This is a genomic window from Mesorhizobium sp. M0601 (assembly GCF_040320845.1).
Lineage (GTDB): Bacteria > Pseudomonadota > Alphaproteobacteria > Rhizobiales > Rhizobiaceae > Mesorhizobium.
Window position 1 is genome coordinate 282,738 of record NZ_JAMYQK010000001.1, and the last position, 26,054, is coordinate 308,791.

Below are 26,054 nucleotides of genomic sequence, written 5' to 3' on the forward strand. Positions count from 1 at the left end.
CCCCACGTCGATCCTCGCGTCCCACCGCGATGTAGATCTCTCAACTCGGAAAGCCACGCCGCCCGGAAGCCCACATCGGAAGTTCCTTGGGCATGCGAAAGCGCGTGCTCTGTTGATCAAATTGAAACGGACTGACGCCGATGACCATCGACACCAATGAAAAGCGGTCTTTCAATCTTTCGCGCTGGGCAATCGGCCATCCGAGCATTGCCCGCTTCCTGTTCGGGCTGATCATCGTCGCCGGTGCACTCGGCCTGATGCGCATGGGCCAAAAGGAAGACCCCGATTTCACCTTCCGCGTCATGGTCGTCCAGGCGATCTGGCCAGGCTCCTCGATCAAGGAGATGGAGGACCAGGTCGTCAACAAGATCGAGCGCAAGCTGCAGGAAACGCCGCACCTCGATTTCGTCCGCTCCTACACCCGCGCCGGCAGCGCCATCATCACCTTGCAGGTCAAGGGCGACACCAATCCGGCGCAGGTCGCCGATGCTTTCTATCAGGTGCGCAAGAAGGTCGGCGATATCGCCAATGAGCTGCCGCAGGGGCTGCTTGGGCCTTACTTCAATGACGAATTCGGTGACACGTTCATCACCCTGCATTCGATCAGCGGCGACGGCTACAGCTATCCCGAGCTGAAGAAATTCGCCATCCAGGCGCGTGACATGCTGCTGACGACGCCCGGTGTCGAGAAGGCCGTGATCATCGGCGACCAGCCGGAAAAACTCTACATCGACGTTTCATCCAAGGCGCTTGCCGAACGTGGCCTGACGTTGACCGACCTGCAGAATGCGATCCGAGGCCAGAACAATGTCGACCCGGCAGGTTCGGTCGACACCGGCCAGCGTTCGGTGCGCATTTCGGTCGAGGGCGATGTCACCAGGGCGGCCGACATCCGCGAGCTTCGCCTGCGCGCCGGCAACCAGGTGACGCGCCTCGGCGACATCGCCACCGTGACCTCCGGCCTCGAGGATCCGTACCAGCGCAAATACCGTTTCGACGGTCACGACAGCGTCCAGCTCGGCGTCGTCATGGCCAAGGGCTTCAACGTCACCGACGTCGGCAAGGACGTCGAAGCGACCTACAAGCGCTTCGAAGAGGCGCTGCCCTATGGCGTTTCGGTCGATCAGATTTCCGACCAGCCGCATGTCGTGAAGGAGGCGGTGAGCGAGTTCATGGAAGCGCTCGGCGAAGCGCTGCTGATCGTGCTTTTTGTATCGTTCCTGTCGATCGGCTGGCGCTCGGGCCTGGTGATCGCGATCGTCATTCCGCTGGTCCTGGCCGCCACCTTCGCCATCATGTACGAGCTCGGCATCGACCTGCAGCGCATTTCGCTCGGCGCGCTGATCATCGCTCTTGGGCTCTTGGTCGACGACGCGATGATCGTCGTCGAAATGATGGAGCGAAAACTAGAGGAAGGCTTGGTCAAGGTCGAGGCGGCGAGCTTCGCCTACTCCTCGACCGCTTTCCCGATGCTGACCGGCACGCTGATCACGACGGCCGGCTTCATTCCCGTCGGGTTCGCTGCCTCGACCGCCGGCGAATATGTGCGCACCCTTTTTTACGTCGTCGGCATCGCGCTGATCGTGTCCTGGTTCGCGGCGGTCTATTTCACGCCATGGCTCGGCCACATGATCCTGAAGCAGCGCAAGCACGCCGGCAACCATCACGATGTCTTCGACACGCGCTTCTACCGCCGTCTTCGCTCGACCGTTGCATGGGCGGTGCGCCACCGCATCATCGTCCTGGTGATGACGCTGATGACGTTTGCCACCAGCCTGTGGGCGTTCCAGTTCATCCCGCAGAATTTCTTCCCGCAATCGTCGCGCCCGGAAATCCTTGTCGACCTCTGGTTGCCGGAAGGCACCAGCATCAAGGAAGTCGAGACCCAGGCCAAGGCGCTCGAAGCCAGGATGATGGACGACAAGGACAAGCGCTTCATCGCCACCTATATCGGCGAAGGCGCGCCGCGCTTCTTCCTGCCGCTCGACCAGCAGCTTCGCAACCCGAACTTCGCCCAGCTTCTGGTGATGGCCAATGACGAACCAGCCCGCGAGCGGCTGATCGTCAAGCTGCGCACCATCCTGGCCGAGGATTTCCCATCGATCCGCGCCAAGGTCGATCGCCTGTTCCTTGGTCCGCCGACCGGCTGGCCGGTGCAGATGCGCGTCATGGGTCCGGATCGCCAGGAGGTGCGCCGCATCGCCGACGAGGTGAAGGCGAAGTTCCAGGCAAATCCGCTGCTCGGCGCCATCCACGACGACTGGCTGGAGCCGGTGCCGGCGATGAAGCTGGTGATCGACCAGGATCGCGCCCGTGCGCTCGGCGTCACCTCGCAGCGCATCCGCCAGATACTGCAGGCGACCATGTCGGGAGCGCCGCTCGATGACTTCCGCGACGGCGAGGAGACGGTTTCGATCGTCGCCCGTGAGCCGGAGGCAAGCCGTCACCTGCTGTCGGCGGTCGACTCCGTCTACATCCCGACCGATTTCGGTGGCTCCGTGCCGCTGTCGCAGGTCGCCAAGATCGTCCCGGTGCTGGAGCAAGGCGTCGAATGGCGGCGCGACCGCTTGCCGACCATCAGCGTGCGCGCCACGCTGCCGGACGGCGTGCAGCCGAACGATGTCGCCATGAAAATGTACAGCGAGATGCAGGGCCTGCGCGCCAGCCTCGCACCCGGCTACAAGATCGAGATCCAGGGCGGCGCCGAGGATGCGGCCGAAAGCCAGGCCTCGATTGCGGCGAAAGCGCCGATCATGCTGGCCGTCATCGTCGTGCTGCTGATGATCCAGCTGCAGCATTTCGGCAAGGCCATGCTGGTGCTGGCCACCGGTCCGCTCGGCATCATCGGCGCGGCCGCGGCACTTTTGATCAGCGGCGCGCCGTTCGGCTTCGTCGCCATCCTCGGCGTCATCGCCCTGCTCGGCATCATCATGCGCAACTCGATCATCCTGGTCGACCAGATCGACCAGGACATCGCCGCCGGCGTGGAGCGCTCCGAGGCCATCATCGGCTCGGCGGTGCGCCGGTTCCGGCCGATCGTGCTGACGGCGCTAACGGCGGTGCTGGCGCTGATCCCGATCTCGCGCGGCGTCTTCTGGGGGCCGCTCGCCTACGCCATGATGGGCGGCATTCTCGTCGCCACGGTGCTGACCATCCTTGTCCTGCCGGCAGCCTATGCGCTGTTCTTCGGCAGGGAGCCCAAGAAGGTGGTGGCAACGGAAGAGGCGGCCAAGGTGGCAGAAGAAAGCGAAAGGCCGCAACTGGCCCTGGCGGCCGAATAGAGCTGTTGGCAAATGTGACCTCCGGCGGTTTAATCCGCCCACCAGGCGTAGGCGCCGGAGGAGGACCGTCATGACCATGGCTCAGACAAAGGCACCGCTGCGGCTGCCGATCGACGGGCGCCATCGCCAGATGTTCATCGGCGGCGGCTGGGTCGATGCCCGCTCCGGCCGGACCACGGAGAGCCGCAATCCCGCCACCGGCGCGGTCATCGCCACGGTGCCGCGCGCCGACCGGCAGGACATCGACTCGGCGGTGACTGCTGCGCGCAAGGCGTTCGAGGGCCCGTGGAGCCGGTTCAAGCCTTATGAGCGGCAGGTGCTGCTGCTGAGGATCGCCGACCTCTTCGAAAAGCACTGGGAAGAGATCAGCCGCTCCGACACCACCGACATGGGCATGCCGATCATACGCACCCGCGCCAATCGCAACCGCGTCATCGGCATGCTGCGCTACTATGCCGGCATGGCGACGGCGCTGCACGGCGAGACGATCGACAACTCGCTGCCCGGCGAAATCGTCTCTTTCACCCGCAAGGAGCCGGTCGGCGTCGTCGGCGCCATCATTCCCTGGAACGCGCCAACGGCAGCGTCGATCTGGAAGATCGGGCCGGCGCTGGCGACCGGCTGCACCATCGTGCTGAAGCCGTCGGAAGAGGCGCCGCTGACGCCACTTTTGATCGCCGACATCATGAACGAGGCCGGCGTGCCGGCCGGCGTCGTCAACATCGTCACCGGCACCGGCACCGAGGCAGGTGCCGCACTCGCCGAGCATATGGGCATCGACAAGATCGTCTTCACCGGCTCGACGGCAACCGGCCAGTCGATCGTGCGGGCCTCGGCCGGCAACCTCAAGCGCGTCTCCCTGGAGCTCGGCGGCAAGTCGCCGGTCATCGTCTGCGCCGATGCCGATCTCGACAAGGCGGTGCCGGTGGCGGCGATGTCGGTGTTCGCCAATTCCGGCCAGATCTGCATCGCCGGTTCGCGCCTTTTCGTCGAACGCGCCGTCCATGACGAGTTCGTCGAGCGGCTCGCGGCATACGCCAAGGGTCTCAGGCTCGGCGACGGCATCGACCCGGCGACCGAGATCGGTCCGCTCGTCTCCGAAAAGCAGCTGCAACGGGTCACCGGTTACCTCGAGGCCGGCACCGCGGAAGGGGCGAAACTCGTCACCGGAGGCACCCGGCTTGTGGAAGGCGCGCTTGCCGCCGGCAATTTCGTCGCGCCGACCGTCTTTGCCGGCGTCTCGGACAACATGAAGATCGCCCGTGAGGAGATATTCGGGCCGGTGATTTCAGCCTTGCCGTTCGATACGCTGGACGAGGCGGTCGAGCGGGCCAACAACACGCCTTACGGCCTGGCTGCAGGGGTCTTCACCCAAAATCTCGCCACCGCCCACCAGCTGTCGCGCAAGATCCGCGCCGGCTCGGTCTGGGTCAATACCTATCACGCCATCGATCCGGCCGTGCCCTTCGGCGGCTACAAGATGAGCGGCTACGGCCGCGAGGGCGGCGCCGAGCACCTCGCTGAGTATCTCAACACCAAGGGCGTGTTCATCAAGATCGATTGATCGGTCCGCCGCCCGCACAAAAAATGCTCCCCGACGCCGGTTTTGCAAAACAGAATTCCTTCCCATGGCCGCAAAGCCATCCCATGCTCGAGCAATTGGAGCGTTACGCTCGTCGTCATCGGTGCGTTTTTCCATGGCAGAAAATCGACAATTGCGGCTTGGCGCTTTCATGCGGCCCGTCAGCCTTCATACCGGCGCCTGGCGCTACCCGGGCGCCTATCCCGACGCCAACTTCAATTTCGCGCATCTCAAGCACTTCGCGCAAAGGCTGGAAGCGGCGAAGTTCGACGCCTTCTTCATGGCCGACCACCTGGCCGTGCTCAACATGCCGATCGAGGCGCTGCGGCGCAGCCACACGGTCACGTCCTTCGAGCCGTTCACGCTGTTGTCGGCGCTTGCCGCCGTCACCGATCGTATCGGGCTGATCGCAACCGCCTCGACGACGTTCGACGCGCCGTACCACATCGCCCGTCGTTTCGCCTCTCTCGACCATATCAGCGGCGGGCGCGCCGGCTGGAATATCGTCACCACATCCAATCCCGACGCCGCGCTGAATTTCGGCCTCGACGAGCATGTCGAGCACAACGAGCGCTATCGCCGGGCGCGGGAGTTTTATGATGTCGTCACCGGCCTGTGGGACAGTTTTGCCGACGATGCCTTCATCCGCGACGCCGAAAGCGGGCTCTATTTCGATCCGGCGAAGCTGCATGTGCTCGACCACAAGGGCGAATATCTTTCGGTGCGGGGACCGCTCAATATCGCGCGGCCGGTGCAGGGCTGGCCGGTCATCGTGCAGGCCGGCGCGTCGGAGGCCGGACGGCAGCTCGCCGCGGAAACGGCCGAGGTGATCTTCGCCGCCCATGCCGATCTCGCCTCGGGGCAGCGCTTCTTTGCCGACGTCAAGGAACGTGCGCAAAAACTTGGCCGGTCGCGCGACGACATCAAGATCCTGCCCGGCGCCTTCGTCATTGTCGGCGAGACTGTCGAGGAGGCGCAGACGAAGCGGGCCAAGCTCGACAGCCTCGTCTACTACGAGAGCGGCGTCGCCTCGCTGTCGATCGCGCTCGGCCACGACGCGTCGCGGTTCGATCCGGATTCAGTCTTGCCCGAAATCCCGGAAAGCAACGCCAGCAAGAGCGGCCGCGAGCGCGTCATCGAACTGGCGCGCAAGGAAAACCTGACCGTCAGGCAGCTTGCGCAGCGGCTGGGCGGCTATTCCGGTCTTGCCTTCGTCGGCACTTCGAAAACCATCGCCGACGAGATGGAGGAATGGCTGGTCACCGAAGGCTCGGACGGGTTCAACGTCATGTTCCCCTATCTTCCCGCCGGATTGGATGATTTCGTCGAGAAAATCGTGCCCGAATTGCAGCGGCGCGGCATTTTCAGGAGCGAATACGAAGGATCGACCCTGCGCGAAAATCTTGGCCTGAAGCGGCCGCCAAACCGGTTCTTCCAACCTGAGACGGCAGCGATCCGCAAAGCTGGTTAGAACCGGTAATGATTTTAGACCGTGGCAAGCATCCGTTCTTTTCGTTCGGTCCGAATGTCCATAGGGTCATGAGCAGCGGGCTGGCAGCCCGAAATCGTCGCGAGGGCTTTGCATCATGACCAATCCGGCCGTTGTCGGTTTCTCAGGCAATTTCACCCGGCCGTCCAAGACGCGCGGCTTCGTCGATCGTATCGTGAACGAGGTAGCCGGCAGATATGGCCTGGCCGCCAGCACGCATGACGTCGTCGACCTCGGCCCCAGCCTCGGTGGCGCCAGATGGGCGCGTGAACTGGATGCGCAAGCGGGCGATATCCTCAAGTGCGTCGTCGCGGCGGACGTGCTCGTCGTTGGCTCGCCCACCTACAAGGGCAGCTACACCGGCCTGTTCAAGCACTTCTTCGATCTTGTCGACCCAACGGCGCTCAGGGGCAAGCCGGTGGTGCTGCTGGCGACCGGCGGCGGCGACCGGCATGCGCTGATCATCGAGCACCAGCTGAGGCCGCTGTTCGGCTTCTTCGAGGCCTTTACGCTGCCGACCGCGATCTACGCTTCGGACAGGGATTTCATCGACGGCGTGCTTGCGTCCGAGACGATCCAGGCGCGCGTCGGACAGGTGCTCGAGGATATCGGTGCAGCGCTTGGCGGTCGCTCCCGCGCAGGCACCGCTGCCGAATAGCCCCTAAAAAGAAAAACCCGCCTCGGCGGCGGGTCTCGGGGCGAATCAGCACCATATCGAGATTAGTAGCATAGCTGCCGGCACAAAGCAAGAACAAAATGCAGGGATCGAGCGCGCCTTGCGCGCCCGATCCCTCAAGGCAAGCCATCAGATGACGAACAGCCAGTTGGCGAGCAGCATCACCACGACGCCGGCGACCAGCGTCAGATAGGGCAGCATCCCCGCCTTTTTCACCGCAAGGTCGGACGAGCTCATGCCGAGATCGGCCAGCATGTGGTCGGGGAATTTGCCCTTGTCCTGGATGTAGTGCCGGAAGCAGAACACCGGGATGATCAAGGCTGCCGTGATCAGCCCGGCCCACAATGCCATCGGGTTCCACACCTTGGCGCCGGCGCCCATGAAGACCGCGTTGACATAGGCAAAGATGGCGCCGAGGCCGAGTACCCAGCTCGGCGCCTTCCATGGCCGCGCGATGTGGCCATTGTCGATGCGGTGGATCCAGCCGGCATTGAGATTAAGGAAGTTGAAGATGATGTAGCCGCAATTCGACACCGCCAGGATGAAGAAGAAGCTCGTTGCGTCGGCCGAGGCGATGGCCAGCACGATCAGGTTGAAGATCAGGTCGGTCCACATCGCCCGCGTCGGGGCGCCGTGCTCGTTGACATGGCTGAGATAGCGCGGCAGCCAGCCGTCGACCGAACCTTGATAGAGCGTGCGCGAGGAGCCGGCCATCGCCGTCATGATGCAGAGCACCAGCGCCAGGATCATCAGCATCACCAGCAGGCTGTGGATCAGCTGTCCGCCGCCGACCATGCCGGCCAGCGCATCGGCAACGCCGGAGCCGTCGACGATCGGCGTCGCCAGCATGCCGTTCAAGCCGAGCACGCCCTGGAAGGTGAACGGCACCAGGATGAACAGCAGCATGCACAACAGGCCGGAGTAGAAGATCGCCTTGAAGGTATCGGTGCCCGGGTTTTTGAACTCGGAGGTGTAGCAGACCGCGGTCTCGAAGCCGTAGGTCGACCATGCCGCGATGAACATGCCGCCGAGCACCAGCGTCCAGCCGGCGATGTTCCACGCGCCGGCCTCCGGCGCATAGGCGGCGGCGAGCGGCACCAGCGGCGAAAAATTTGCCCAGTTGATCTGGCCGGTGACGATCGGCACCACGCCGACGATGAGCATCGGGATGATCACCAGCAGGCCGATATATTTCTGCACGTTGGCCGTGCCCAGGATGCCGCGATGCTGGATCGAGAAGATGATCAGCATCAGCACCGCGCCGATGAAGAAGGTGGCGTTGAAGGTGAAGGAAACCGGGCCAAGCGTGTGACCGTAGAGCGTCCAGTTACGGATCGCCGGCGTCGCCGCCGCGGTGACCGCGGTGATGGCGTCAGCGGCGCTGGTTCCGGCATGGGCCGCAATATAGGCGGCGACTTCCGGCGAAGTGTCGGTGAACAGCGGCACCGGCGCCAGTGCGTTGAGGATATAGGCGGCGGCGATCGAGCAGCCGAGCGACAGAACCGGCGACCAGGCGAACCAGTTGCACCACACCGAAAGCGGCGCGATGAATTTCGAATAGCGCAGCCATGCGGTGGCGCCGTAGACCGAGGCGCCGCCGGATTTGTTCGGGAACAGCCCGGCGATCTCCGCATAGGTGAAGGACTGCAGGAAGCCCATGACCATGGATACGGCCCAGATCAGGAAGGCCAGTGTTCCGGTGGTGCCGGCGATGCCGCCGATCGAAAACAGGACAAGGGCCGGAACGCCGCTTGCCACCCAGAAGGCGCCGCGCCAGTCGATGTTCCGGTGCAGCTGCCCTTCGGCAGGCGGCACCAAGGTGGTGACTATCGTGCTCATTTACGTGGATTCCCCATTTTTGATGTTCCCCATCGGCAACAGCCGCAATCTCGCGAGGCGTCATCGACGCTCACGTTGAACGGCCCCAGGCGTTTTCCGCTCAGTAGTATTTTTTTCTTAGCAGTGAAGATTGACCCAACGCGCTTTCACGTCAAGCGCTTTGTGACGCTGTGCACATTGCGCTTGTGGGACAAGGGAAGAACCAGGCAGCGTCGATCAGGAGCGCGGCCTGGTCTTTTGCGGGTCGTAATGGGCGAAGGCGACGACGCGCGCCGGTAGCCGCTTGCTGTGGCCGTCGAGCTTGCCGATTTCGACCTCGGTGCCGATCGCCGAATGCGCGACGTCGAGCCTGGCCAGCGCGATGGTCTTATTCAGCACCGGCGAGCGCATGCCCGAGGTGACGACGCCGATCTGGGCGCGGCCGATATGCACGCAATCGCCGTGGCCGACGGCGACGTTGGCGTCGATGTCGAGGCCGACCAGCTTCTTCTGCGGGTTTTCCTTGCGCCGGATCAGCGCCTCGCGGCCGATGAAATCGTCGCTCTTGGTCTTCAGGGGTACGGTGAAGCCGATGCCGGCCTCGAACGGGTCGGTCTGGTCGGAAAACTCGTGAGCAGCAAAGATCAGCCCGGCCTCGATGCGCACCATATCGAGCGCCTGCAGCCCCATCGGCTTCAGGCCGTGCGGCTGGCCGGCCTGCCAGATCGCGTCGAACACCTTTTCGGCGTCGCGCGGATGGCACCAGATCTCATAGCCGAGCTCGCCGGTGTAGCCGGTGCGCGAGACAACGACCGGAATGCCGTTGCCGCCGCCGATGCGGGCGACGGCGAAACGGAACCATTCGAGTTCGTCGATCGACGGCTGCAGCGGCGAAGTCCAGATGATCTGCCGCAGGACGTCGCGGCTTTTCGGTCCCTGCACGGCAACATTGTGCATCTGGTCGGTCGAGGAGCGCACCAGCACGGTGAGGCCGAGTTTTTGCGCCGTTTCCCGCAGCCATTGGCCGGATAGATCGTCGCCGCCGACCCAGCGGAAATTATCCTTGCCGAGCCTGAGCAGCGTGCCGTCGTCGATCATGCCGCCATGCTCGTAGCACATGGCGGAATAGACGACCTGGCCGACGCCGAGCTTCTTGATGTCGCGGGTCAGCGTGTATTGCAGCAGCGCCTCGGAGTCCGGCCCGGTGACCTCGAACTTGCGCAGCGGCGACAGGTCCATGATCACGGCGTCCTGCCGGCAGGCCCAGTATTCATCGATCGGGCCTTGCTTGGCGAAGGAATTGGCGAGCCAATAGCCCTTGTACTCGACGAAGTTGCGGGTGTGCTTGGCAAAGCTCGAATGAAAGGCGGTCTCGCGGGTCATTTTCGGTTCCGAATCGGGCGTCATGCGTCTGGCGATCGCTCGCGAGAATTTGTGCTGGCCGGGATAGGTTCGCACATGGATGTCGGTCAGGTTCCAGCCATTGGCCGGCGTCGTATCGTCGGGGCAGGCGGACGAGACGCAGACGATGTCCGTGAGCGCCTTGAGTAGCACATAGTCGCCCGGCCGCGACCACGGCTCGTCCGATACCACGACGCCATGCGCGTCGATGGCCGTGTTGAAGAAGAAGTTGATCGCCATCCAGCCGGCGCGAGGCGTGACACCCTTGTCGGCCAGCGCGCGGTTGAAATTCTCCGAGCAGTTGGGATGGCCGGGATAACCGATGTCGTCGTAATATTTGGCCGCGCAGGCGAGTGCGAATGCATCGTGGCGGCCGCAAGTGTCCTGCACAACCTCGACCAGCGGCTCCATGTCCTGGTCGTAGTATTTTGAGTGCAGACCGGGCATCGGATAGCTCGAACCCATCAGCGTGCGCGTCGTCGTCACGTCGAGCGGATGATCGCGGCCCTTGTCCAGCTTGCGCGCCGAAAAGCACTGGAAGTCGGTGCATTGGCGCCCGTCGACATCGATGATCTGCAGATAGTCGCCCGCCTTGACGAAGTAGGCCTCCGCCGTCGCCGAATGAACGCGCAGGTCGAGCACGGGATCGGCCAGCGGGTCGGCAAGCCTGGATTTCGCTGCCGGGCGGATGGTGGCGCGGCGGACGATGACGCTAAGCGGCGTCGCCGTATCGTGGCCGTCGACCAGCATCGGCCCGCCGGGCGCGGCAATCAGCATCGACCCATCGCGGGCGACGGCAAAAGCCTGTTCGGTACCGGCAGGGGTGGCGCCGCCGAAAACGCGAACCGCCTTCGCCTGGTCGAGCTGCACCTGGCGCCGCTCGAGCCCCCGGCGCAAGGATGCGAGGCTGTCATCGCCTTCGGCCAGCAGCGCCTTGATGCCGGCGGCATTGCAGTTCGATTTCTCGCCGAGAATGCCGGGATCGGTCGCGTCGCTGCTGTCCCATGCCAGCAGCTCGCAGGCCTGCCCGCCCTCGACATCGCGCACGGTGACAATGTCGCCGGCCTCGACCTCGATCAGCACCGCGCCATTGCCCTGAACCGTGTAGCGCTCCATCCCGGCCGGCAGCGTAATCTGGCCTGGCCGCAGGATCAGGCTCGGCCGGGGCGGTCCGGCGACGACGGCGGGGTAGGGCGACTGGCTCATCTCAACCTTGGTTCGAGAAACAAGTTTGCCTGTGTGTGAAATTATTTTAGCGGGAAGAATAGGATAGAAGAGCCGGAGTTGGCAAGTGAAGGCGAGGCGCGCGCCTCTTCCTTCTCCCCTTGTGGGAGAAGGTGGATCGGCGCGCAGTGCCGAGACGGTTGAGGGGTGTTGGACGGAGTGCCGTCATAGCCAAGCTGGAGCACCCCTCATCCGACCGAGCTTCGCTCGGCCACCTTCTCCCACGAGGGGAGAAGGGAAGGTGGCGCACAATCCTACCCCAATTCCTCGGAATGCCCGATCTCGACGCCATACTCGGCGGCAGCGTCCAGCATCGTATGCGACAGGCTTTCCGCGAAGGTGGCGAACACCAGAAGATTGAACACCGCCTGTCCGTCCGGCCGGTCATTGCCGCGCCAGAGATTGATGCTGGTGTGATCGACCGAGGTCGCCGCAGCGGTGCCGGCCGGGAACGCCGCGGGGTGCAGGTCTAGTGACGACAGTTTGGCCAGCATCGCGCGCGCCTTTTCTCCGGAAACGCTGATCAGCGCGCGAGCATGCGACTGGTCGGACAACGAGGCGGATTGCGCAAACGTCTGGCTCAGCGGTTCGCTCGCGTGCTTGCCGCCATTGGACAGGACCAGGAACTGATCCGGTCCCGACCAGATCAGCGTAGCGTCGGGAGTTCGGGTCGCCTTGGGCGTTTCCGGGGCGGCAACGCCGAAGCGGGTTTCGGCGGCCTTCGCCAGTTCTGCCGCTTTGCCGCGCCGCGCCATCACCTGGATCAGGTCGAAATTGCGGATCTCGGTGAGCGATACGCCGGCCGCCGTGCCGCGCGCGCCATAGGCGCCGACAACAAGCGCTTTCTCCAGCGGACTGCGGGCAATCCAGGAAAACTCAGCCACGCTGGCGCCCTCCATCCGGATCGTAGAAGACCGGGCTGCACAGCTCGACGTCATAGTCTTCGCCGCGCAGCGGGTCATGCGCATGGACGATCTCGCCGATGCGCTCGCGGCCACGCTCAACAAGCGCCAGCCCGATCCACTGGTCGAGCGTGGGCGAGAAGCAGACCGAAGTGACATAGCCCTGGTCGTTGCCGGGACCGGGCGTCTCGCCTTTCGGAATGATATGCGCGCCGGAGCGCAGGCGGCGCGTCTTGTCGACCGGCTTGATGCCGACCACGACCTGGCGGTCCGGCGCAATCAGCGCCTCGCGCCCGGCCATGACGCGGCCGATGAAATCTTTCTTGCTGGACATCATCTTGCCCAACCCGAGGTCGGCGGCGGTCGTCGTGCCGTTCAGCTCCGGGCCGGCGACATGGCCCTTTTCGATGCGCATGACGCCGAGCGCCTCGGTACCGTAGGGCGTAACGCCGAACGGCTTGCCGGCCAGCATCAAATTGCGCACCAGCGCCTCGCCATAGCGGGCGGGAACCGAAATTTCGAACGCCATTTCGCCCGAAAACGAGATGCGGAACAGCCTCGCCTTGATGCCACCGCGAAGCGCGACTTCCCGCGCCCCCATGAAGGGAAAGCCCTCGTTCGACAAATCCTCCGCCGGATCGACGATTTCCCGAAGCAGGTCCCGGGTCTTCGGCCCGGCGATCGAGAACTGCGCCCATTGATCGGAGACGGATGTCAGCTGCACGTCGAATTCGGGGAACAGCACCTGCCGGCAGAATTCGAGATGCTGCATCACCAGCCCGGCCTTGGCGGTGGTGGTGGTCAGGAAATAGTGGTCCTCGGCCAGCCGCGACGTCGTGCCGTCGTCATAGACGATGCCGTCCTCGCGCAGCATCAGCCCGTAGCGGGCTTTGCCGACGGCGAGACTGGAGAAGGTGTTGATGTAGACGCGGTCGAGAAAGGCGCCGGCATCCGGGCCGTGCACGTCGATCTTGCCGAGCGTCGAGACATCGCAGAAGCCGACGCCGGAGCGCACCGCCTTGACCTCGCGGGTGACCGATTCCAGCCAGTCCTTTTCGCCGGCGCGCGGATACCATTGCGCGCGCTTCCACAGGCCGGTGTCGACGAACACCGCGCCCTGTTCGGCTGCCCAGTGATGCGACGGCGTCAGCCTCGTCGCATGGAAGTCTTCGTCGCGATGATGGCCGGCGAAGGCGCCGATGGCGACCGGCACATAGGGTGGGCGGTAGATCGTCGTGCCGGTTTCGGGGATCGATTTGCCGCTGATTGCCGCCATGATGGCGAGACCGGCGACGTTCGAGGTCTTGCCCTGGTCGGTGGCCATGCCGAGCGTCGTATAGCGCTTGAGATGCTCGACCGATTCGAAACCTTCGCGCTGCGCCAACTCGATGTCGGACGCGGTCACGTCATGCTGGTAATCGACGAAGGCTTTCCCTTTGCCGGCCACATACCAAAGCGGCGTCAGCGAAAACGCCTCGCTGTCGGCGACCGGCGATGTGCCGGCATTGCCGCCGCGTCCAGCACTCTGCGCTGCCGCAGCACCCGCGGCAAAGCCCTGGCGCAGGCAGTCGCCCAGCCCGAAGGCGCCGTTGGCGGCGCCGACGGCCATCATGCCGGGCGGCGCACCATCCGGCACGAAGGCTGCGATATCGTCCTGCCATTTCGGCCGGCCGCGATGATAGGAGGTCAGCCCGACCGCCGGATTCCAGCCGCCGGACACGGCAAGCCCGTCGGCTTCGACTTCCGCCCGTGCGCCGCCGGTCAGCGCCACCACGATTTTCCGGACCCCGTCCTTGCCGCCTTCGACCCCGCTGACCGAGCCGTTGAGCACGGCAAAGCCGCCCTTGGCGGCAAGCGCTCGATGCGCGGCGGAGACGTCCGGGCGCGCATCGACGACCGCCGCGATCTGCAAACCGGCGCCAAGCGCGGTCTCGACCGTGCGCCAGCCATCCTCATTGTTGGTGAACAGCGCGATCCTCCTGGCAGGGGTAACCGCGTAGCGCGCGACATAGGTCCGCATAGCCGAAGCCATCATCACGCCCGGCGTGTCGTTACCGGCAAAGACGATCGGTCGCTCGATGGCGCCGGCGGCGACGACGCAGCGCTTGGCCACGATCCGCCACAACCGCTGGCGCACCTGGTGCTCGGGCGGCGAGGGCAGGTGGTCGTTGACCCGCTCGATGGCGCCATAGGTGCCGCCATCATAGACGCCGAACAATGTCGTGCGGGTCATGATGCGGACATCGTGCAGTGCGGCGAGTTCGGCCAGCGTGCGCGTAATCCATTCGGCCGCCGGCGCGCCGTCGATCATGCCGCCGTCGGCGAGCAGACGGCCGCCAAGCGCAAAATCTTCCTCGCACAGGATGACGCGGGCGCCGCCGCGCCCGGCCGCCAGTGCCGCAGCCAGCCCGGCCGGGCCGGACCCGGCAATCAGCACGTCGCAATGCGCCCACGCCTTGTCGTAATGGTCGGGATCGGCGACGCCTGCAGCGCGGCCGAGGCCGGCGGCGCGGCGAATCGTTGGCTCGTAGATCGTTTCCCAGAATTTCGCCGGCCACATGAAGGTCTTGTAGTAGAAGCCGGCGACGAAGATCGGCGCGAACAGCTGATTGACCGCCATCAGATCGTGGCGCAGCGACGGCCAGCGGTTCTGGCTGGCGGCTTCGAGCCCGTCATAGAGTTCGGCCGTGGTCGCCTTGGTGTTCGGCTCGCGCCGCGCTCCGCTGCGCAGTTCGACCAGCGCGTTGGGCTCCTCCGAACCAGCGGTCAGGATGCCGCGCGGCCGATGGTATTTGAACGAGCGGCCGACCAGCTTAACGCCATTGGCGATCAGCGCCGAGGCCAGCGTGTCGCCTTGGAAGCCGGCAAAGCTCTTGCCGTCGAAGCGGAAGGCCAGCGGCGCGGCGCGATCGATGAGACCGCCGCTCTCCAGCCGGTGTGTCTGCGCGGGGCCAACCATCAGGCCCCAACCTCGGCGGCACCAACGCCTGCAGCCGGTTCGACCGCCGAAATCTCATGCGTCAGCGTGTTGCGGGCGACCTTCAGCCAGGCCCGGCAGCCGCCGCCATGGTACCAGTATTCGCTCATCGGCCCGGCGATGTTGTCGCGCAGATAGACGTAGTCGAAGACCTCGTCTTCGGTGGCGCCGGCCGCCGGACGCACCGGCTTGGCGTCGCCCAGATAGGTGAACTCGCCGAGTTCGCGTTCGCCGCAGAAGGGACAGACAATGCGCATGCTTCTTCAGCCAGCCTTTAATGCAGGTTCGGTTGGGCGCCTTGGCCCTTTTCGTCGATCATCGCACCTCGCCGGAAGCGGTCGAGACGAAAGCGGGCAGCCTCCTTGTGCGGCTCGTCGCGCGCCAGCAGATGGGCAAAGACCAGGCCGGAGCCGGGCGTCGCCTTGAAGCCGCCATAGCACCAGCCGGCGTTGAGATAGAGCCCGTTGACCGGTGTTTTGTCGATGATCGGCGAGCCGTCCATCGACATGTCCATGATGCCGCCCCACTGACGCAGCAGCCGTATCCGGCCGATCATCGGCATCAGCGCCATTCCGCCCTCGCACACGTCTTCCATGACAGGCAGATTGCCGCGCTGGGCATAGGAATTGTAACCGTCTATGTCGCCGCCGAAGACCAGGCCGCCCTTGTCGGACTGGCTGACGTAGAAATGCCCGGCGCCGAACGTCATGACGTTGGGGATCAGCGGCTTGATCGCCTCGGAGACGAAGGCCTGCAGCACATGGCTTTCGATCGGCAGCCGCATGCCGGCCATCGCCGCGACGCGCGACGAGGAGCCGGCGACCGCCATGCCGACCTTGGCCGCGCCGATCCTGCCGCGGCTCGTCTCGACGCCGGTCACCTTGCCGCTGCCATCGCGGACAAAGCCGGTCACTTCGCAGTTCTGGATGATGTCGACGCCGAGCGCGCTCGCCGCATGCGCATAGCCCCAGACCACGGCGTCGTGCCGCGCCGTGCCGCCGCGCCGCTGCAAAAGCCCGCCCTGCACCGGGAAACGTGCGTTGTCGAAGTTCAGGAACGGCATCATCTTCCTGACCGCCGTCAGATCGAGCAGTTCGGCATCGATGCCGTTGATGCGCATGGTGTTGCCGCGCCGCGCATAGGCATCGCGCTGCGCGTCGGAATGGTAGAGGTTGATGACACCGCGCTGGCTGACCATGGTGTTGTAGTTGAGGTCCTGCTCCATCCGCTCCCACAGCTTCATCGACAGCTCGTAGAAGCCGGTATTGCCGGGCAGCCCGTAATTGGAGCGGATGATGGTTGTGTTGCGGCCGGCATTGCCGGAGCCGATCCAGCCCTTTTCCAGCACCGCGACATTCCTGATGCCGTATTCGCTGGCGAGGAACCATGCCGTCGCCAGGCCATGGCCGCCGCCGCCGATGATCACCACGTCGTAGTGGCTCTTCGGGCTGGCGTCGCGCCAGGTGCGCTGCCAGTTCTTATGGCCGGAAAATGCCGCCCGGGCGAGGGAGAAGATCGAGTATTTCATGAACCTGTTTCGCGCCGGGCGTGCAACAATTCCGGATCAGATGTCGAGCGTGTGGTCGCGCTCCCACTGGGTGAAGTGGGAAGCATAGGAATTCCATTCCTGCTGCTTGAGCTTTAGATAGGCCGACGAGAATTCCTCACCCAGCGCCGCCTTGAGCGATTTGTCGTTGTCAAACTCGCGCAACGCGTCGAGCAGGTTGAGCGGCAGCTTCGGCGCGCCCTCGACCGTATGGCCGAACTGGTACATGTCGATATCGTAGCGCCGGCCGGGGTCGGCCTTCGAGCGGACGCCGTCAAGGCCGGCGGCGATGATGACGGCCTGCAGCAGATAGGGGTTTGCCGCGCCGTCCGGCAGGCGTAGCTCGAAGCGGCCGGGGCCGGGCACGCGCACCATGTGGGTGCGGTTGTTGCCGGTCCAGGTCACCGTGTTCGGCGCCCAGGTGGCGCCGGAGATGGTGCGCGGTGCGTTGATGCGCTTGTAGGAATTGACCGTCGGGTTGGTGATGGCGGCAAGCGCGGACGCATGTTTCATGATGCCGCCGAGGAAATTCCTGCCCTTGGCCGACAGGCCGAGCTCCATCGCATTATCGGCAAAGACATTGGTCTTGCCGTCTTTGTCCCACACCGAGATATGCGCATGGCAGCCATTGCCGGTCAGGCCCTGGAAGGGTTTAGGCATGAAGGTTGCGCGCAGGCCGTGCTTTTCGGCGACCGATTTCACCATGAATTTGAAGAAGGAATGCTTGTCGGCGGTCGCCAGCGCATCGTCGAAGGCCCAGTTCATCTCGAACTGGCCGTTGGCGTCCTCGTGGTCGTTCTGGTAGGCGCCCCAGCCGAGCGCCAGCATGTGGTCGCAGATCTCGGCGATCACGTCGTAGCGGCGCATCACCGCCTGCTGGTCGTAGCAGGGCTTCGACGCCGTGTCGTATTCGTCGGAAATCGTCTTGCCATCCGGCGAGATCAGGAAGAATTCGGCCTCGACGCCGGTCTTGATGTGCATGCCGTCGCCAGCAGCCTCCGCGATCAGTCGCTTCAGCGTGTTGCGCGGCGCCTGCTCGACCGATTTGTCGTCCATGATGCAGTTGGCGGCGACCCAGGCGACCTCCGGCTTCCAAGGCAACTGGATCACCGAGGCCGGATCCGGCACCGCCAGCATGTCGGGATGCGCCGGCGTCAGATCGAGCCAGGTGGCAAAGCCGGCAAAGCCGGCACCGTCCCGCTGCATGTCGGCGATCGCCTGCGCCGGCACCAGCTTGGCGCGTTGCCCACCGAACAGGTCGGTGTAGGATATCATGAAATATTTGACGCCCTTTTCCTTGGCGAAGGCGGCGAGATCGTTCCCCATTATAGTTCCTCGCTTACTGGCATTTGGTTTGTCTTAGAAGCCGTTCTTGCCCGGTATCCAGTTGGTGCCGGCCAGCGGCACGCCGGCCATGGCGGCGGCTTCGATCGTCAAGGCCACAAGATCCTCGGGCTCGAGATTGTGCAGGCTGTTCTTGCCGCAGGCGCGGGCGATTGTCTGAGCCTCAAGTGTCATCACCTTAAGATAATTCGCCAGCCGTCGGCCGGCCGCGATCGGATCGACCCGTTTCATTAGCTCGGGATCCTGCGTGGTGATGCCGGCCGGGTCGCGACCCTCATGCCAGTCGTCATAGGCGCCGGCGGTGGTGCCGAGCTCGTTGTATTCCGCCTCCCAGCGCGGGTCGTTGTCGCCGAGCGCGACAAGCGCTGCCGTGCCGATCGACACCGCATCGACGCCGAGCGCCAGCGCCTTGGCGACGTCGGCGCCGTTGCGGATACCGCCGGAGACGATCAGCTGCACCTTGCGGTGCATGCCGAGGTCCTGCAGCGCCTGCACGGCCGGCCTGATGCAGGCAAGCGTAGGCTGGCCGACATTTTCAATGAACACTTCCTGGGTCGCCGCAGTGCCGCCCTGCATGCCGTCGACGACGACGACATCGGCGCCCGATTTCACCGCAAGCGCGGTGTCGTAATAGGGCCGCGCGCCGCCGACCTTGACGTAGATCGGCTTTTCCCAGTCGGTGATCTCGCGCAGTTCGAGGATCTTGATCTCGAGGTCGTCCGGCCCGGTCCAGTCGGGGTGGCGCGAGGCCGAGCGCTGGTCGATGCCTTTCGGCAGCGTGCGCATTTCGGCGACGCGGTCGGAGATCTTCTGGCCGAGCAGCATGCCGCCGCCGCCTGGCTTGGCGCCCTGGCCGACGACCACTTCGATCGCGTCGGCGCGGCGCAGGTCGCGCGGGTTCATGCCGTAGCGTGACGGCAGATACTGGTAGACCAGCGTCTTCGAATGGCCGCGCTCTTCCTCGGTCATGCCGCCGTCGCCGGTCGTCGTCGAGGTGCCGGACAGCGTCGCGCCGCGGCCAAGCGCTTCCTTCGCCGGGCCGGACAGCGAGCCGAAGCTCATGCCGGCAATAGTGATCGGGATTTTCAGTTCGATCGGTTTTTTCGCATAGCGCGAGCCGAGCACGACGCTGGTGTCGCAGCGCTCGCGATAGCCTTCGAGCGGGTAGCGCGAGATCGAGGCACCGAGGAACAGAAGGTCGTCGAAATGCGGCAGCTTGCGCTTAGCGCCGGCGCCGCGGATGTCATAGATGCCGGTCGCCGCGGCGCGGCGGATCTCGGAAAGCGTGTAGTCGTCGAAGGTCGCGGATTTGCGCGGCGTCGTCGGCGGGTTGCGATAGGTCATTGAGCCTCAATACGCATCGGCGTTGTCGATATTGAAATTGTAGAGGGTACGAGCCGAGCCATAACGCTTGAACTCCGCCGCCTTGACGCCGGTCACACCGGCGCGGTCGAGCAAGCCTTGCAGCAATTCGAGATGCTCGGGCCGCATCTCCTTGGCGATGCAGTCGGCGCCGAGGCTTTCGACCTTGCCGCGCACGAAAAGCCGCGCCTCGTAGATGGAATCGCCGAGCGCATCGCCGGCGTCGCCCAGCACCACGAGGTTGCCGGACTGCGCCATGAAGGCCGACATGTGGCCGATATTACCATGGACGACGATGTCGATGCCTTTCATCGAGATGCCGCAGCGCGACGACGCGTTGCCTTCGATGACGAGCAACCCGCCCCGGCCGGTGGCGCCGGCATACTGGCTGGCATCGCCTTTGACTACGATCTGGCCGGACATCATGTTCTCGCCGACGCCGGGCCCGGCCGAGCCATGCACGGTGATGGTGCCGCCGTCGTTCATGCCGCCGCAATAATAGCCGACGCTGCCGCGCACATCGATGGCGACCGGCTGGTCGACGCCGACGGCGACCGAATGGCTGCCTCGCGGGTGGAGCACCTCCCAGGCGGTCTCGTTCGAACCGGGCGCCAGATCGTGCAGCGCCTGGTTGAGCTCGCGCAGCGACATTTCGGCCAGATCGAAGACCCGTGATGCATGGCCCGGCTCGCGAGCCGCCTTGGAGAGATTAATTGCCGGCATTGGTTCAATGCTCCCAGAAATAGACGGTTGCGGGCTCGGGTTCCCAGACCTTCGCATTGTCTATGCCGGGCAGTTTGGTGAGCGCACGATATTCCGAGCCGAAGGCGACATACTGGTCGGTTTCGGCCATTACGGCGGGCTTGCAGGCGATCGGATCGCGCACCACGCCGAAGCCGTTCTTGGTGCCGACGACGAAGGTGAAAAACCCGTCGAGATCGCTCAGCGTGCCTTCCAGCGCCTCGCCGAGGTTCTTGCCATGCGCCATCTGCGAGGAGAGATAGGCGGCAGCGACCTCGGTGTCGTTCTCGGTCTCGAATGTCATGCCTTCGCGGATCAGCTCGCGGCGGACATTGTTGTGGTTGGACAGCGAGCCATTATGCACCAGGCACTGGTCGGCGCCGGTCGAGAACGGATGCGCGCCCATCGTCGTCACCGCCGATTCGGTCGCCATGCGGGTATGGCCGATGCCGTGCGTGCCGGTCATCTCGCGGACGCCGAAACGGTCGACGACCGCTTCGGGCAGCCCGACTTCCTTGTAGATTTCGACGACGTCGCCGGCGCCCATGATGCGGATGTCGGGGCGCAGCGTCTGGATCGCCTCGCGCGTTTCGTCGATCTTGGCAGGCATCGTCCGGACCACGGCATGCGTCGACTTCGCAGCAATGCTCACCGGCGCGCCGATTGCCTTGGCGAGTTCGGCGTCGAGGCTGCGGAAATCGCGCTCCGGCTTGGCCGACTGGATGGTGATCTTGGCTTCATTGGAGGGCGCGCCATAGATGGCGATGCCGGCGCTGTCGGGACCGCGATCGCTGAGCGAGATCAGCATCTCCGACAGCATCGCGCCAAGCTGGGGCTCGAGCGACTTGTCCTTCAAAAACAGTCCGACGATTCCGCACATGTCAGCCTCCGCGCGTTTGTTCCCTCCGAGATGTATCGAATGAGTCCCGGGAATTCAATTGGTATGAAAAAAATTTTCCTGTCGTTATATATCGGCTGAGGCGCCGCCGGCCGCACTATCGCTGCGCTGGCCGCCATTGTGAACCCATTTGGCATAGCGGATGCGGGCGATCTTGTAGGCATCCAGGATCGACAGGGCATAGATCAGGAAGCCGCCGGCATGGCGTCCGACGAAGCTGGCGTCGGGCGGCGCGATCTTGGCGGTGACCCAGGCGAGGATCACCATGAAGAACAGGAATTGCAGGCCGCGCACCGGCACGCCGAGCACGACATGCCCGCTCGCCGGCAAAACGATCGCAGCGCCCAGAACCAGATAGGGGCTCGGTGGTGCGGGGGAGGTGGTGATCTGGCTGATCATGCCGCTTGCAGTTCGCTTTGATTGATGGCATCGCGCAGCGCCGAAGCCGACGACAGCAGCCTCTCGATCAGCACCGGATCGAGCCTGACAGCGCCGAATTCGGCCTGCCGGAATACGCCGTAGCGCGCCCGCTCGGCCTCGGCCAGCAGCCAGACGATGCGCACGCCGTTCGGCGTGATCAGCAATTCCTTGGCGCGCTCCTCGGCAAAGACATCGAGGTGGCCGGCGATGATGGCTTCGGGGAAGCGCACGCCCTTGCGGTCGCTCCGCAGCACCCCCTCGGCCGGAAACCCCGCCGCCTTTGGCAGCGGATGGACGAGATGATCGAAATTGGAAAAAGTCGTCGGCGATCCCGGCCGCATCATCATATCGAAAGTGCCTGGTATCGCGACCTTTTCGGTGATCGAAACGCTAAGCCAGCGCGCCGGCAGCTTCCTGATCGCCAGCGTGTCGACGATGGTCCGCACCTGCACCCGCCGGCCGTTCCACGAGCCGGCGAAGGTGACGACGCCGGCAGTGCCGTCCGAGACGTTGGCCGCGTCGGGGACGAAGACGCGGACGCCGGCTTCGTCGGCGGCAAGCCCGGTCGAAGCCTTGGCGCGGCTGGCCCGCGCAAGCCAGGCTATATGGAGGACGAGAGCCAGGGCAACCGCCCCGGCGAGCAATGCTGAGATCACCTAACGCACCTCGTCACGCAAATGCCCGCCCAGACCGGGCGCGCCGTCAGTAGCCCTGCGGCTTCGGCCACGGCATGGTGAACTGGGCACCACGGCGCACGAATTTGTAGCGGTAGAAGTGGAACCACAGCGAGATCAGGAAGTAGAAGGCGACCATGGCGATCAGCTGCGAGCCGAAGCCGAGGAAGATCGCAAAGAAGGTGACCACGCAAAGGCAGAACAAGACGATCGCCGGCAGCGGATGGAACGGATGGGTGTAGCCGCGGCGGATCGAGCCGAGCGGCCACTTTTTCCTGAACATGATGATGTTGATGCTCATGAAAGTGTATTGCAGCACGCCCGACAGGATCGAGAAGGTGATCGCCTGGTTGAGGTCGGCGATGAAGGCGAAGGCGAGCGCGATCGGCAGCAGAAACAGGATCGAGCGATAGGGCGTGCGGTATTTCGGATGCACCGCCGAGAACCAGGTCGGCAGATAGCGGTCGCGGCCGAGCGAAAACCAGGCGCGCGCGGCGTCGTTGATGCAGCCATTGGCGGAGGCGAGCGCGGCAAGCAGCGTCGCGATGAACAACAGGTTCTCCAGCAGCGCACTGCCGGTCAGTTTGCCTGCATCCCACAGCGGATAATAGGTGATGCCGAGATATTCCCAGGGCATCAGCGAGGCGCAGACATACCAGGTCATGGCGGCGGCGATCAGAAGCGTGATCATGCCGGCCATCGTGCCATAGGGCAGCGAGCGCGCCGGCGAGCGCACTTCCTCGGCGGCCTGCGTGGTGCCCTCGATGCCGAGATAATACCAGATGCCGAACTGGAAGGCGGCGATGACGCCGATCCAGCCGTAGGGCAGGGCGTTGCCCGGGGTCACCAACTCGTTGAGCTTGAGCACGGCGCCTTGCGTCCACGGGCTGACCGAGAAGAACAGGATGACGATCGAGACATAGGCGATGGCGGTGATGACGAAGTTGACGTTGAGCGTCATCAGCACGCCGCGATAGTTCAGCCATGCCAGCACGACGATTGTCGCGGCGATGAAGGAATTGTGGTTGAGGCCCTCGACGCCGGCCTTGGCGACGATGGTGTCGCCGAGCAGGATCGCGTCCGACACTTCGAGCATGGTGTAGGCAAAGACCAGGAACAGCGCGACGTTGAAGGCCATCAGCGGCCCGACAATGTGCTTGGCCTGCGCATATTGGCCGCCGGCGGCGGCAACCGTCGAGGTCACTTCGGAATCGATCATCGCGACCGAGGTGTAGAGCAGGCCGACGATCCAGCAGACGATCAGCGCCGCCAGCGCGCCGCCCTTGTCCGCCGCGAAATTCCAGCCGGTGAATTCGCCGACCAGAACGATGCCGACGCCGAGCGCCCAGACATGGGCGGGGCCAAGCACCCTGAGCAGTGAAACCCTGTCGCCCTGCACTTGCACCGCTGGTTCAGCCGTGATCGTCATCGCTCAATCCCCCACTCAGATCCGGTGTTTTTCGGACACGGCTTCAAGTTCGCCTTCCCTGGACGAGGTCAGCATCTCTTCGGAATAGGTCGTGTCGATCTTGAACCAGTCGTAGAGCATCCACAGCGCGAGCACGATCGAGATGCCCCAGCATGCGTAAGAGAGTGCCACCCACATGACGATGCTTCCTATCTATTTGTCGCCGAACTTTTCGTCGATGACGTCGCGGTATTCGCGGTCCGATGCGCGGAACAGAAAGATGAAATAGCCGATCAGCACCGCCGCCATGATGATCAGCGTCGGCCAGTCGATGATGTAGTGGAACCGGTTCTGGATGATGTCGTGCGCGGTTTCCGGCGTGTAGCCGAGCTTTTCCCAGATCGAGGCCATGGTCGGGTTTTGTCCGAGCGCTTCCCACGTCTTGGCGTCGAGCGCGTCGATGGATTTTGCCGCCCCTGCCAGACCTAGTTTCAGCGGCAGCCATAGCGCAACGAAAATCGCGACCACGACGACGGCGATATCGAAAACCTGTCCGGCCTTGCTCTGTTCGGGCGGTGTATAGCGGGCCATGCGTCTCCCCCTCAGGACTTGCGGTTGCGGTAGGCGTCGGCGTTCTTGATGTCGAGGCCGTAGATGAAGTCCTTGTCTTCCTTGTAGTGGTTGACCATCGCCAGGATCGCGGCCGTGTTGAAGATCAGCACCGCGGCGGCGGCGACCGCGACGACGAGCTTGATGCCGGCGTCGGGGACGTATGGCCATGTCATGAACAGGACAAACAGGATCGTCGCCCACAGGCAGACGATCAGGAGCATGGATCCACGCACGTCGGAGCGGTACAACGCTTCCACGCGCTGTTGCAGGTCGGACATCGGCTTTCCCCTTTTTCAACGCCGGTCCGGATTGGCCGGTCATTGCCCTCTTTCAAGAGAGTGAAATTTTTTTCATAAAATCCGGCCGAATTCTGGAATTGTCAAGACGATTTTACGCGACGTTAACCGTTTGTTTTGGGCGCGCCGGATTTGCCTGACAATGAAATTATTTGCTTACGGGTATTGCAGGCTCCCGGCGTTTGCGGTCAATATTCAAGGCAACGCTCCCGCCTGTGTGCAGGGAGCAGGGGAAAGCAAAAAAGTTTCTTTCTAACGGAGGACAGCGGATGACGGCATCCTGGAGATTTTCGACGCTTGCGGACCGCCATCGCGCGCTCGGCTCGAAGCTCGAGGACTGGAGCGGCATGGGCACCGCCTGGACCTACGACAAGGACGCCGACGAAGAGTATATCGCCATCCGCACCAAGGCCGGCCTGATGGACGTGTCCGGCTTGAAGAAGGTCCACATCACCGGGCCGCACGCCTCGCACCTGATCGATCTGGCGACGACGCGCGACGTCGAAAAGATCTATCCCGGCAAGTCGGCCTATGCCTGCATGCTCAACGAGGCCGGCAAGTTCACCGACGACTGCATCCTCTACCGCACCGGCCCGAATTCCTGGATGGTCGTGCATGGCTCGGGCACCGGCCATGAAGAGCTGCAGCGCGCTTCGGTCGGTCGTGACGTGTCGCTGCGCTTCGACGACAATCTGCACGACCTTTCGCTGCAGGGGCCGCTAGCCGTGGATTATCTGGCAAAGCATGTGCCCGGCATTCGCGACCTCAATTATTTCCACCACATGCAGACGCAGCTGTTCGGCCTTCCCGTGATGATCTCGCGCACCGGCTACACCGGCGAGCGCGGTTACGAGATCTTTTGCCGCGGCCAGGACGCCGGCACGATCTGGGACAGGATCCTCGACGAGAGCAAGAGCGCCGGCATCATCCCGTGCCGCTTCACCACGCTCGACATGCTGCGCGTCGAGAGCTACCTGCTGTTTTATCCCTACGACAATTCGCAGAAATACCCGTTTGAGAACGAAGGCCCCGGCGACACACTGTGGGAGCTTGGTCTCGACTTCACCGTCAGCCCCGGCAAGACGGGCTTTCGCGGCGCCGAGGAGCATTATCGCCTCAAGGGCAAGGAGCGCTTCAAGATCTTCGGCGTGCTGCTCGAAGGCAAGGAGCCGGCCGACGAGGGCGCGCCGGTCTATCGCGACGGCAAAAAGGTCGGCGTGGTGACCTGCGCCATGTATTCGCCGCTGGTCAAAAAATCGATGGGCATTGCCCGGCTCGACGCCGACTGCGCGGTGCAGGGCACCAGGCTCGAGATCCGCAACAAGAGCGGCACCATCAGCGCAACCGCCGAGCCGCTTCCTTTCGATGATCCGAAGAAGACCAAGCGCACGGCGAAAGGCTGA

At 64.0% G+C, this 26,054-nt stretch carries 21 protein-coding genes; 5 read left to right on the forward strand and 16 right to left on the reverse strand.

Features of this window, described 5'->3' with window-relative positions; all coding sequences use genetic code 11:
- Window positions 1-140: 140 nt before the first annotated feature.
- The 4 genes from NKI41_RS01470 (at window position 141) to msuE (ending at window position 7,010) form a co-directional block, all read left to right on the forward strand.
- Window positions 141-3,281: an efflux RND transporter permease subunit gene (locus NKI41_RS01470; RefSeq protein WP_352681019.1), complete on the forward strand. Its 3,141-nt coding sequence runs from the start codon at window positions 141-143 to the stop codon at window positions 3,279-3,281.
- A 70-nt stretch (window positions 3,282-3,351) separates the two neighbouring features.
- Window positions 3,352-4,845, forward strand: a complete 1,494-nt coding sequence (locus NKI41_RS01475; protein ID WP_352681021.1) for an aldehyde dehydrogenase family protein — start codon at window positions 3,352-3,354, stop codon at window positions 4,843-4,845.
- Between the two features lie 133 nt (window positions 4,846-4,978).
- Complete coding sequence (locus NKI41_RS01480) at window positions 4,979-6,334, forward strand: LLM class flavin-dependent oxidoreductase (RefSeq protein ID WP_023675994.1); 1,356 nt, start codon at window positions 4,979-4,981, stop codon at window positions 6,332-6,334.
- A 115-nt stretch (window positions 6,335-6,449) separates the two neighbouring features.
- Entirely contained in the window at window positions 6,450-7,010 is a 561-nt protein-coding gene (msuE, locus tag NKI41_RS01485) for an FMN reductase (RefSeq protein ID WP_023675993.1), read from the forward strand.
- A gap of 147 nt (window positions 7,011-7,157) precedes the next feature.
- Here msuE and NKI41_RS01490 read toward each other — a convergent pair whose 3' ends face one another.
- The 16 genes from NKI41_RS01490 to NKI41_RS01565 form a co-directional block, all read right to left on the reverse strand.
- Window positions 7,158-8,867, reverse strand: coding sequence for a trimethylamine N-oxide permease (locus tag NKI41_RS01490; RefSeq protein WP_023675992.1), 1,710 nt, complete (start codon window positions 8,865-8,867; stop codon window positions 7,158-7,160).
- A gap of 216 nt (window positions 8,868-9,083) precedes the next feature.
- A complete protein-coding gene (locus NKI41_RS01495) occupies window positions 9,084-11,453 on the reverse strand; it encodes a trimethylamine N-oxide demethylase (protein ID WP_352681023.1) in 2,370 nt (789 codons plus the stop codon).
- A gap of 272 nt (window positions 11,454-11,725) precedes the next feature.
- Window positions 11,726-12,355, reverse strand: coding sequence for a sarcosine oxidase subunit gamma (locus NKI41_RS01500; RefSeq protein WP_352681025.1), 630 nt, complete (start codon window positions 12,353-12,355; stop codon window positions 11,726-11,728).
- Window positions 12,348-15,332 carry a sarcosine oxidase subunit alpha gene (locus tag NKI41_RS01505; RefSeq protein ID WP_352681027.1) on the reverse strand — a complete coding sequence of 995 codons (2,985 nt, stop codon included), beginning with the start codon at window positions 15,330-15,332 and terminating at the stop codon, window positions 12,348-12,350. The genes NKI41_RS01500 and NKI41_RS01505 overlap by 8 nt, the downstream gene beginning before the upstream one ends.
- Window positions 15,332-15,607: a sarcosine oxidase subunit delta gene (locus tag NKI41_RS01510; RefSeq protein ID WP_352472303.1), complete on the reverse strand. Its 276-nt coding sequence runs from the start codon at window positions 15,605-15,607 to the stop codon at window positions 15,332-15,334. The genes NKI41_RS01505 and NKI41_RS01510 overlap by 1 nt, the downstream gene beginning before the upstream one ends.
- 17 nt (window positions 15,608-15,624) lie before the next feature.
- Window positions 15,625-16,878, reverse strand: a complete 1,254-nt coding sequence (locus tag NKI41_RS01515) for a sarcosine oxidase subunit beta family protein (RefSeq protein WP_352542209.1) — start codon at window positions 16,876-16,878, stop codon at window positions 15,625-15,627.
- Window positions 16,879-16,914: 36 nt separating this feature from the next.
- On the reverse strand, window positions 16,915-18,222 hold the full coding sequence (glnT, locus tag NKI41_RS01520; protein ID WP_023673983.1) for a type III glutamate--ammonia ligase: 1,308 nt from the start codon (window positions 18,220-18,222) through the stop codon (window positions 16,915-16,917).
- 33 nt (window positions 18,223-18,255) lie between these two features.
- Window positions 18,256-19,584: an FMN-binding glutamate synthase family protein gene (locus tag NKI41_RS01525; protein WP_023673984.1), complete on the reverse strand. Its 1,329-nt coding sequence runs from the start codon at window positions 19,582-19,584 to the stop codon at window positions 18,256-18,258.
- Between the two features lie 6 nt (window positions 19,585-19,590).
- Window positions 19,591-20,325, reverse strand: coding sequence for a GltB/FmdC/FwdC-like GXGXG domain-containing protein (locus NKI41_RS01530; RefSeq protein WP_352453795.1), 735 nt, complete (start codon window positions 20,323-20,325; stop codon window positions 19,591-19,593).
- 4 nt (window positions 20,326-20,329) lie between these two features.
- Complete coding sequence (locus NKI41_RS01535; protein WP_352681029.1) at window positions 20,330-21,223, reverse strand: class II glutamine amidotransferase; 894 nt, start codon at window positions 21,221-21,223, stop codon at window positions 20,330-20,332.
- Window positions 21,224-21,307: 84 nt separating this feature from the next.
- Window positions 21,308-21,640 carry a hypothetical protein gene (locus tag NKI41_RS01540; RefSeq protein ID WP_352681031.1) on the reverse strand — a complete coding sequence of 111 codons (333 nt, stop codon included), beginning with the start codon at window positions 21,638-21,640 and terminating at the stop codon, window positions 21,308-21,310.
- A complete protein-coding gene (locus NKI41_RS01545; RefSeq protein ID WP_352681033.1) occupies window positions 21,637-22,317 on the reverse strand; it encodes a hypothetical protein in 681 nt (226 codons plus the stop codon). The genes NKI41_RS01540 and NKI41_RS01545 overlap by 4 nt, the downstream gene beginning before the upstream one ends.
- A gap of 46 nt (window positions 22,318-22,363) precedes the next feature.
- Window positions 22,364-23,764: an APC family permease gene (locus tag NKI41_RS01550; RefSeq protein ID WP_292653875.1), complete on the reverse strand. Its 1,401-nt coding sequence runs from the start codon at window positions 23,762-23,764 to the stop codon at window positions 22,364-22,366.
- 15 nt (window positions 23,765-23,779) lie between these two features.
- Entirely contained in the window at window positions 23,780-23,941 is a 162-nt protein-coding gene (locus tag NKI41_RS01555; RefSeq protein WP_023673991.1) for a hypothetical protein, read from the reverse strand.
- Window positions 23,942-23,956: 15 nt separating this feature from the next.
- On the reverse strand, window positions 23,957-24,334 hold the full coding sequence (locus tag NKI41_RS01560) for a hypothetical protein (protein ID WP_023673992.1): 378 nt from the start codon (window positions 24,332-24,334) through the stop codon (window positions 23,957-23,959).
- Window positions 24,335-24,345: 11 nt separating this feature from the next.
- On the reverse strand, window positions 24,346-24,633 hold the full coding sequence (locus NKI41_RS01565) for a hypothetical protein (RefSeq protein ID WP_023673993.1): 288 nt from the start codon (window positions 24,631-24,633) through the stop codon (window positions 24,346-24,348).
- Between the two features lie 287 nt (window positions 24,634-24,920).
- Here NKI41_RS01565 and NKI41_RS01570 point away from each other — a divergent pair, with 287 nt between their 5' ends.
- Window positions 24,921-26,054 carry an aminomethyl transferase family protein gene (locus NKI41_RS01570; RefSeq protein ID WP_352681035.1) on the forward strand — a complete coding sequence of 378 codons (1,134 nt, stop codon included), beginning with the start codon at window positions 24,921-24,923 and terminating at the stop codon, window positions 26,052-26,054.

Excerpts from the sequence above, each read along its gene's own strand:
- NKI41_RS01470 (WP_352681019.1), top strand. The coding sequence starts at position 141 with ATGACCATCGACACCAATGAAAAGCGGTCTTTCAATCTTTCGCGCTGG.
- NKI41_RS01475 (WP_352681021.1), top strand. The coding sequence starts at position 3,352 with ATGACCATGGCTCAGACAAAGGCACCGCTGCGGCTGCCGATCGACGGG.
- NKI41_RS01480 (WP_023675994.1), top strand. The coding sequence starts at position 4,979 with ATGGCAGAAAATCGACAATTGCGGCTTGGCGCTTTCATGCGGCCCGTC.
- msuE (WP_023675993.1), top strand. The coding sequence starts at position 6,450 with ATGACCAATCCGGCCGTTGTCGGTTTCTCAGGCAATTTCACCCGGCCG.
- NKI41_RS01490 (WP_023675992.1), bottom strand. The coding sequence starts at position 8,867 with ATGAGCACGATAGTCACCACCTTGGTGCCGCCTGCCGAAGGGCAGCTG.
- NKI41_RS01495 (WP_352681023.1), bottom strand. The coding sequence starts at position 11,453 with ATGAGCCAGTCGCCCTACCCCGCCGTCGTCGCCGGACCGCCCCGGCCG.
- NKI41_RS01505 (WP_352681027.1), bottom strand. The coding sequence starts at position 15,332 with ATGGTTGGCCCCGCGCAGACACACCGGCTGGAGAGCGGCGGTCTCATC.
- NKI41_RS01510 (WP_352472303.1), bottom strand. The coding sequence starts at position 15,607 with ATGCGCATTGTCTGTCCCTTCTGCGGCGAACGCGAACTCGGCGAGTTC.
- NKI41_RS01515 (WP_352542209.1), bottom strand. The coding sequence starts at position 16,878 with ATGAAATACTCGATCTTCTCCCTCGCCCGGGCGGCATTTTCCGGCCAT.
- glnT (WP_023673983.1), bottom strand. The coding sequence starts at position 18,222 with ATGGGGAACGATCTCGCCGCCTTCGCCAAGGAAAAGGGCGTCAAATAT.
- NKI41_RS01525 (WP_023673984.1), bottom strand. The coding sequence starts at position 19,584 with ATGACCTATCGCAACCCGCCGACGACGCCGCGCAAATCCGCGACCTTC.
- NKI41_RS01530 (WP_352453795.1), bottom strand. The coding sequence starts at position 20,325 with ATGCCGGCAATTAATCTCTCCAAGGCGGCTCGCGAGCCGGGCCATGCA.
- NKI41_RS01535 (WP_352681029.1), bottom strand. The coding sequence starts at position 21,223 with ATGTGCGGAATCGTCGGACTGTTTTTGAAGGACAAGTCGCTCGAGCCC.
- NKI41_RS01540 (WP_352681031.1), bottom strand. The coding sequence starts at position 21,640 with ATGATCAGCCAGATCACCACCTCCCCCGCACCACCGAGCCCCTATCTG.
- NKI41_RS01550 (WP_292653875.1), bottom strand. The coding sequence starts at position 23,764 with ATGACGATCACGGCTGAACCAGCGGTGCAAGTGCAGGGCGACAGGGTT.
- NKI41_RS01555 (WP_023673991.1), bottom strand. The coding sequence starts at position 23,941 with ATGTGGGTGGCACTCTCTTACGCATGCTGGGGCATCTCGATCGTGCTC.
- NKI41_RS01560 (WP_023673992.1), bottom strand. The coding sequence starts at position 24,334 with ATGGCCCGCTATACACCGCCCGAACAGAGCAAGGCCGGACAGGTTTTC.
- NKI41_RS01565 (WP_023673993.1), bottom strand. The coding sequence starts at position 24,633 with ATGTCCGACCTGCAACAGCGCGTGGAAGCGTTGTACCGCTCCGACGTG.
- NKI41_RS01570 (WP_352681035.1), top strand. The coding sequence starts at position 24,921 with ATGACGGCATCCTGGAGATTTTCGACGCTTGCGGACCGCCATCGCGCG.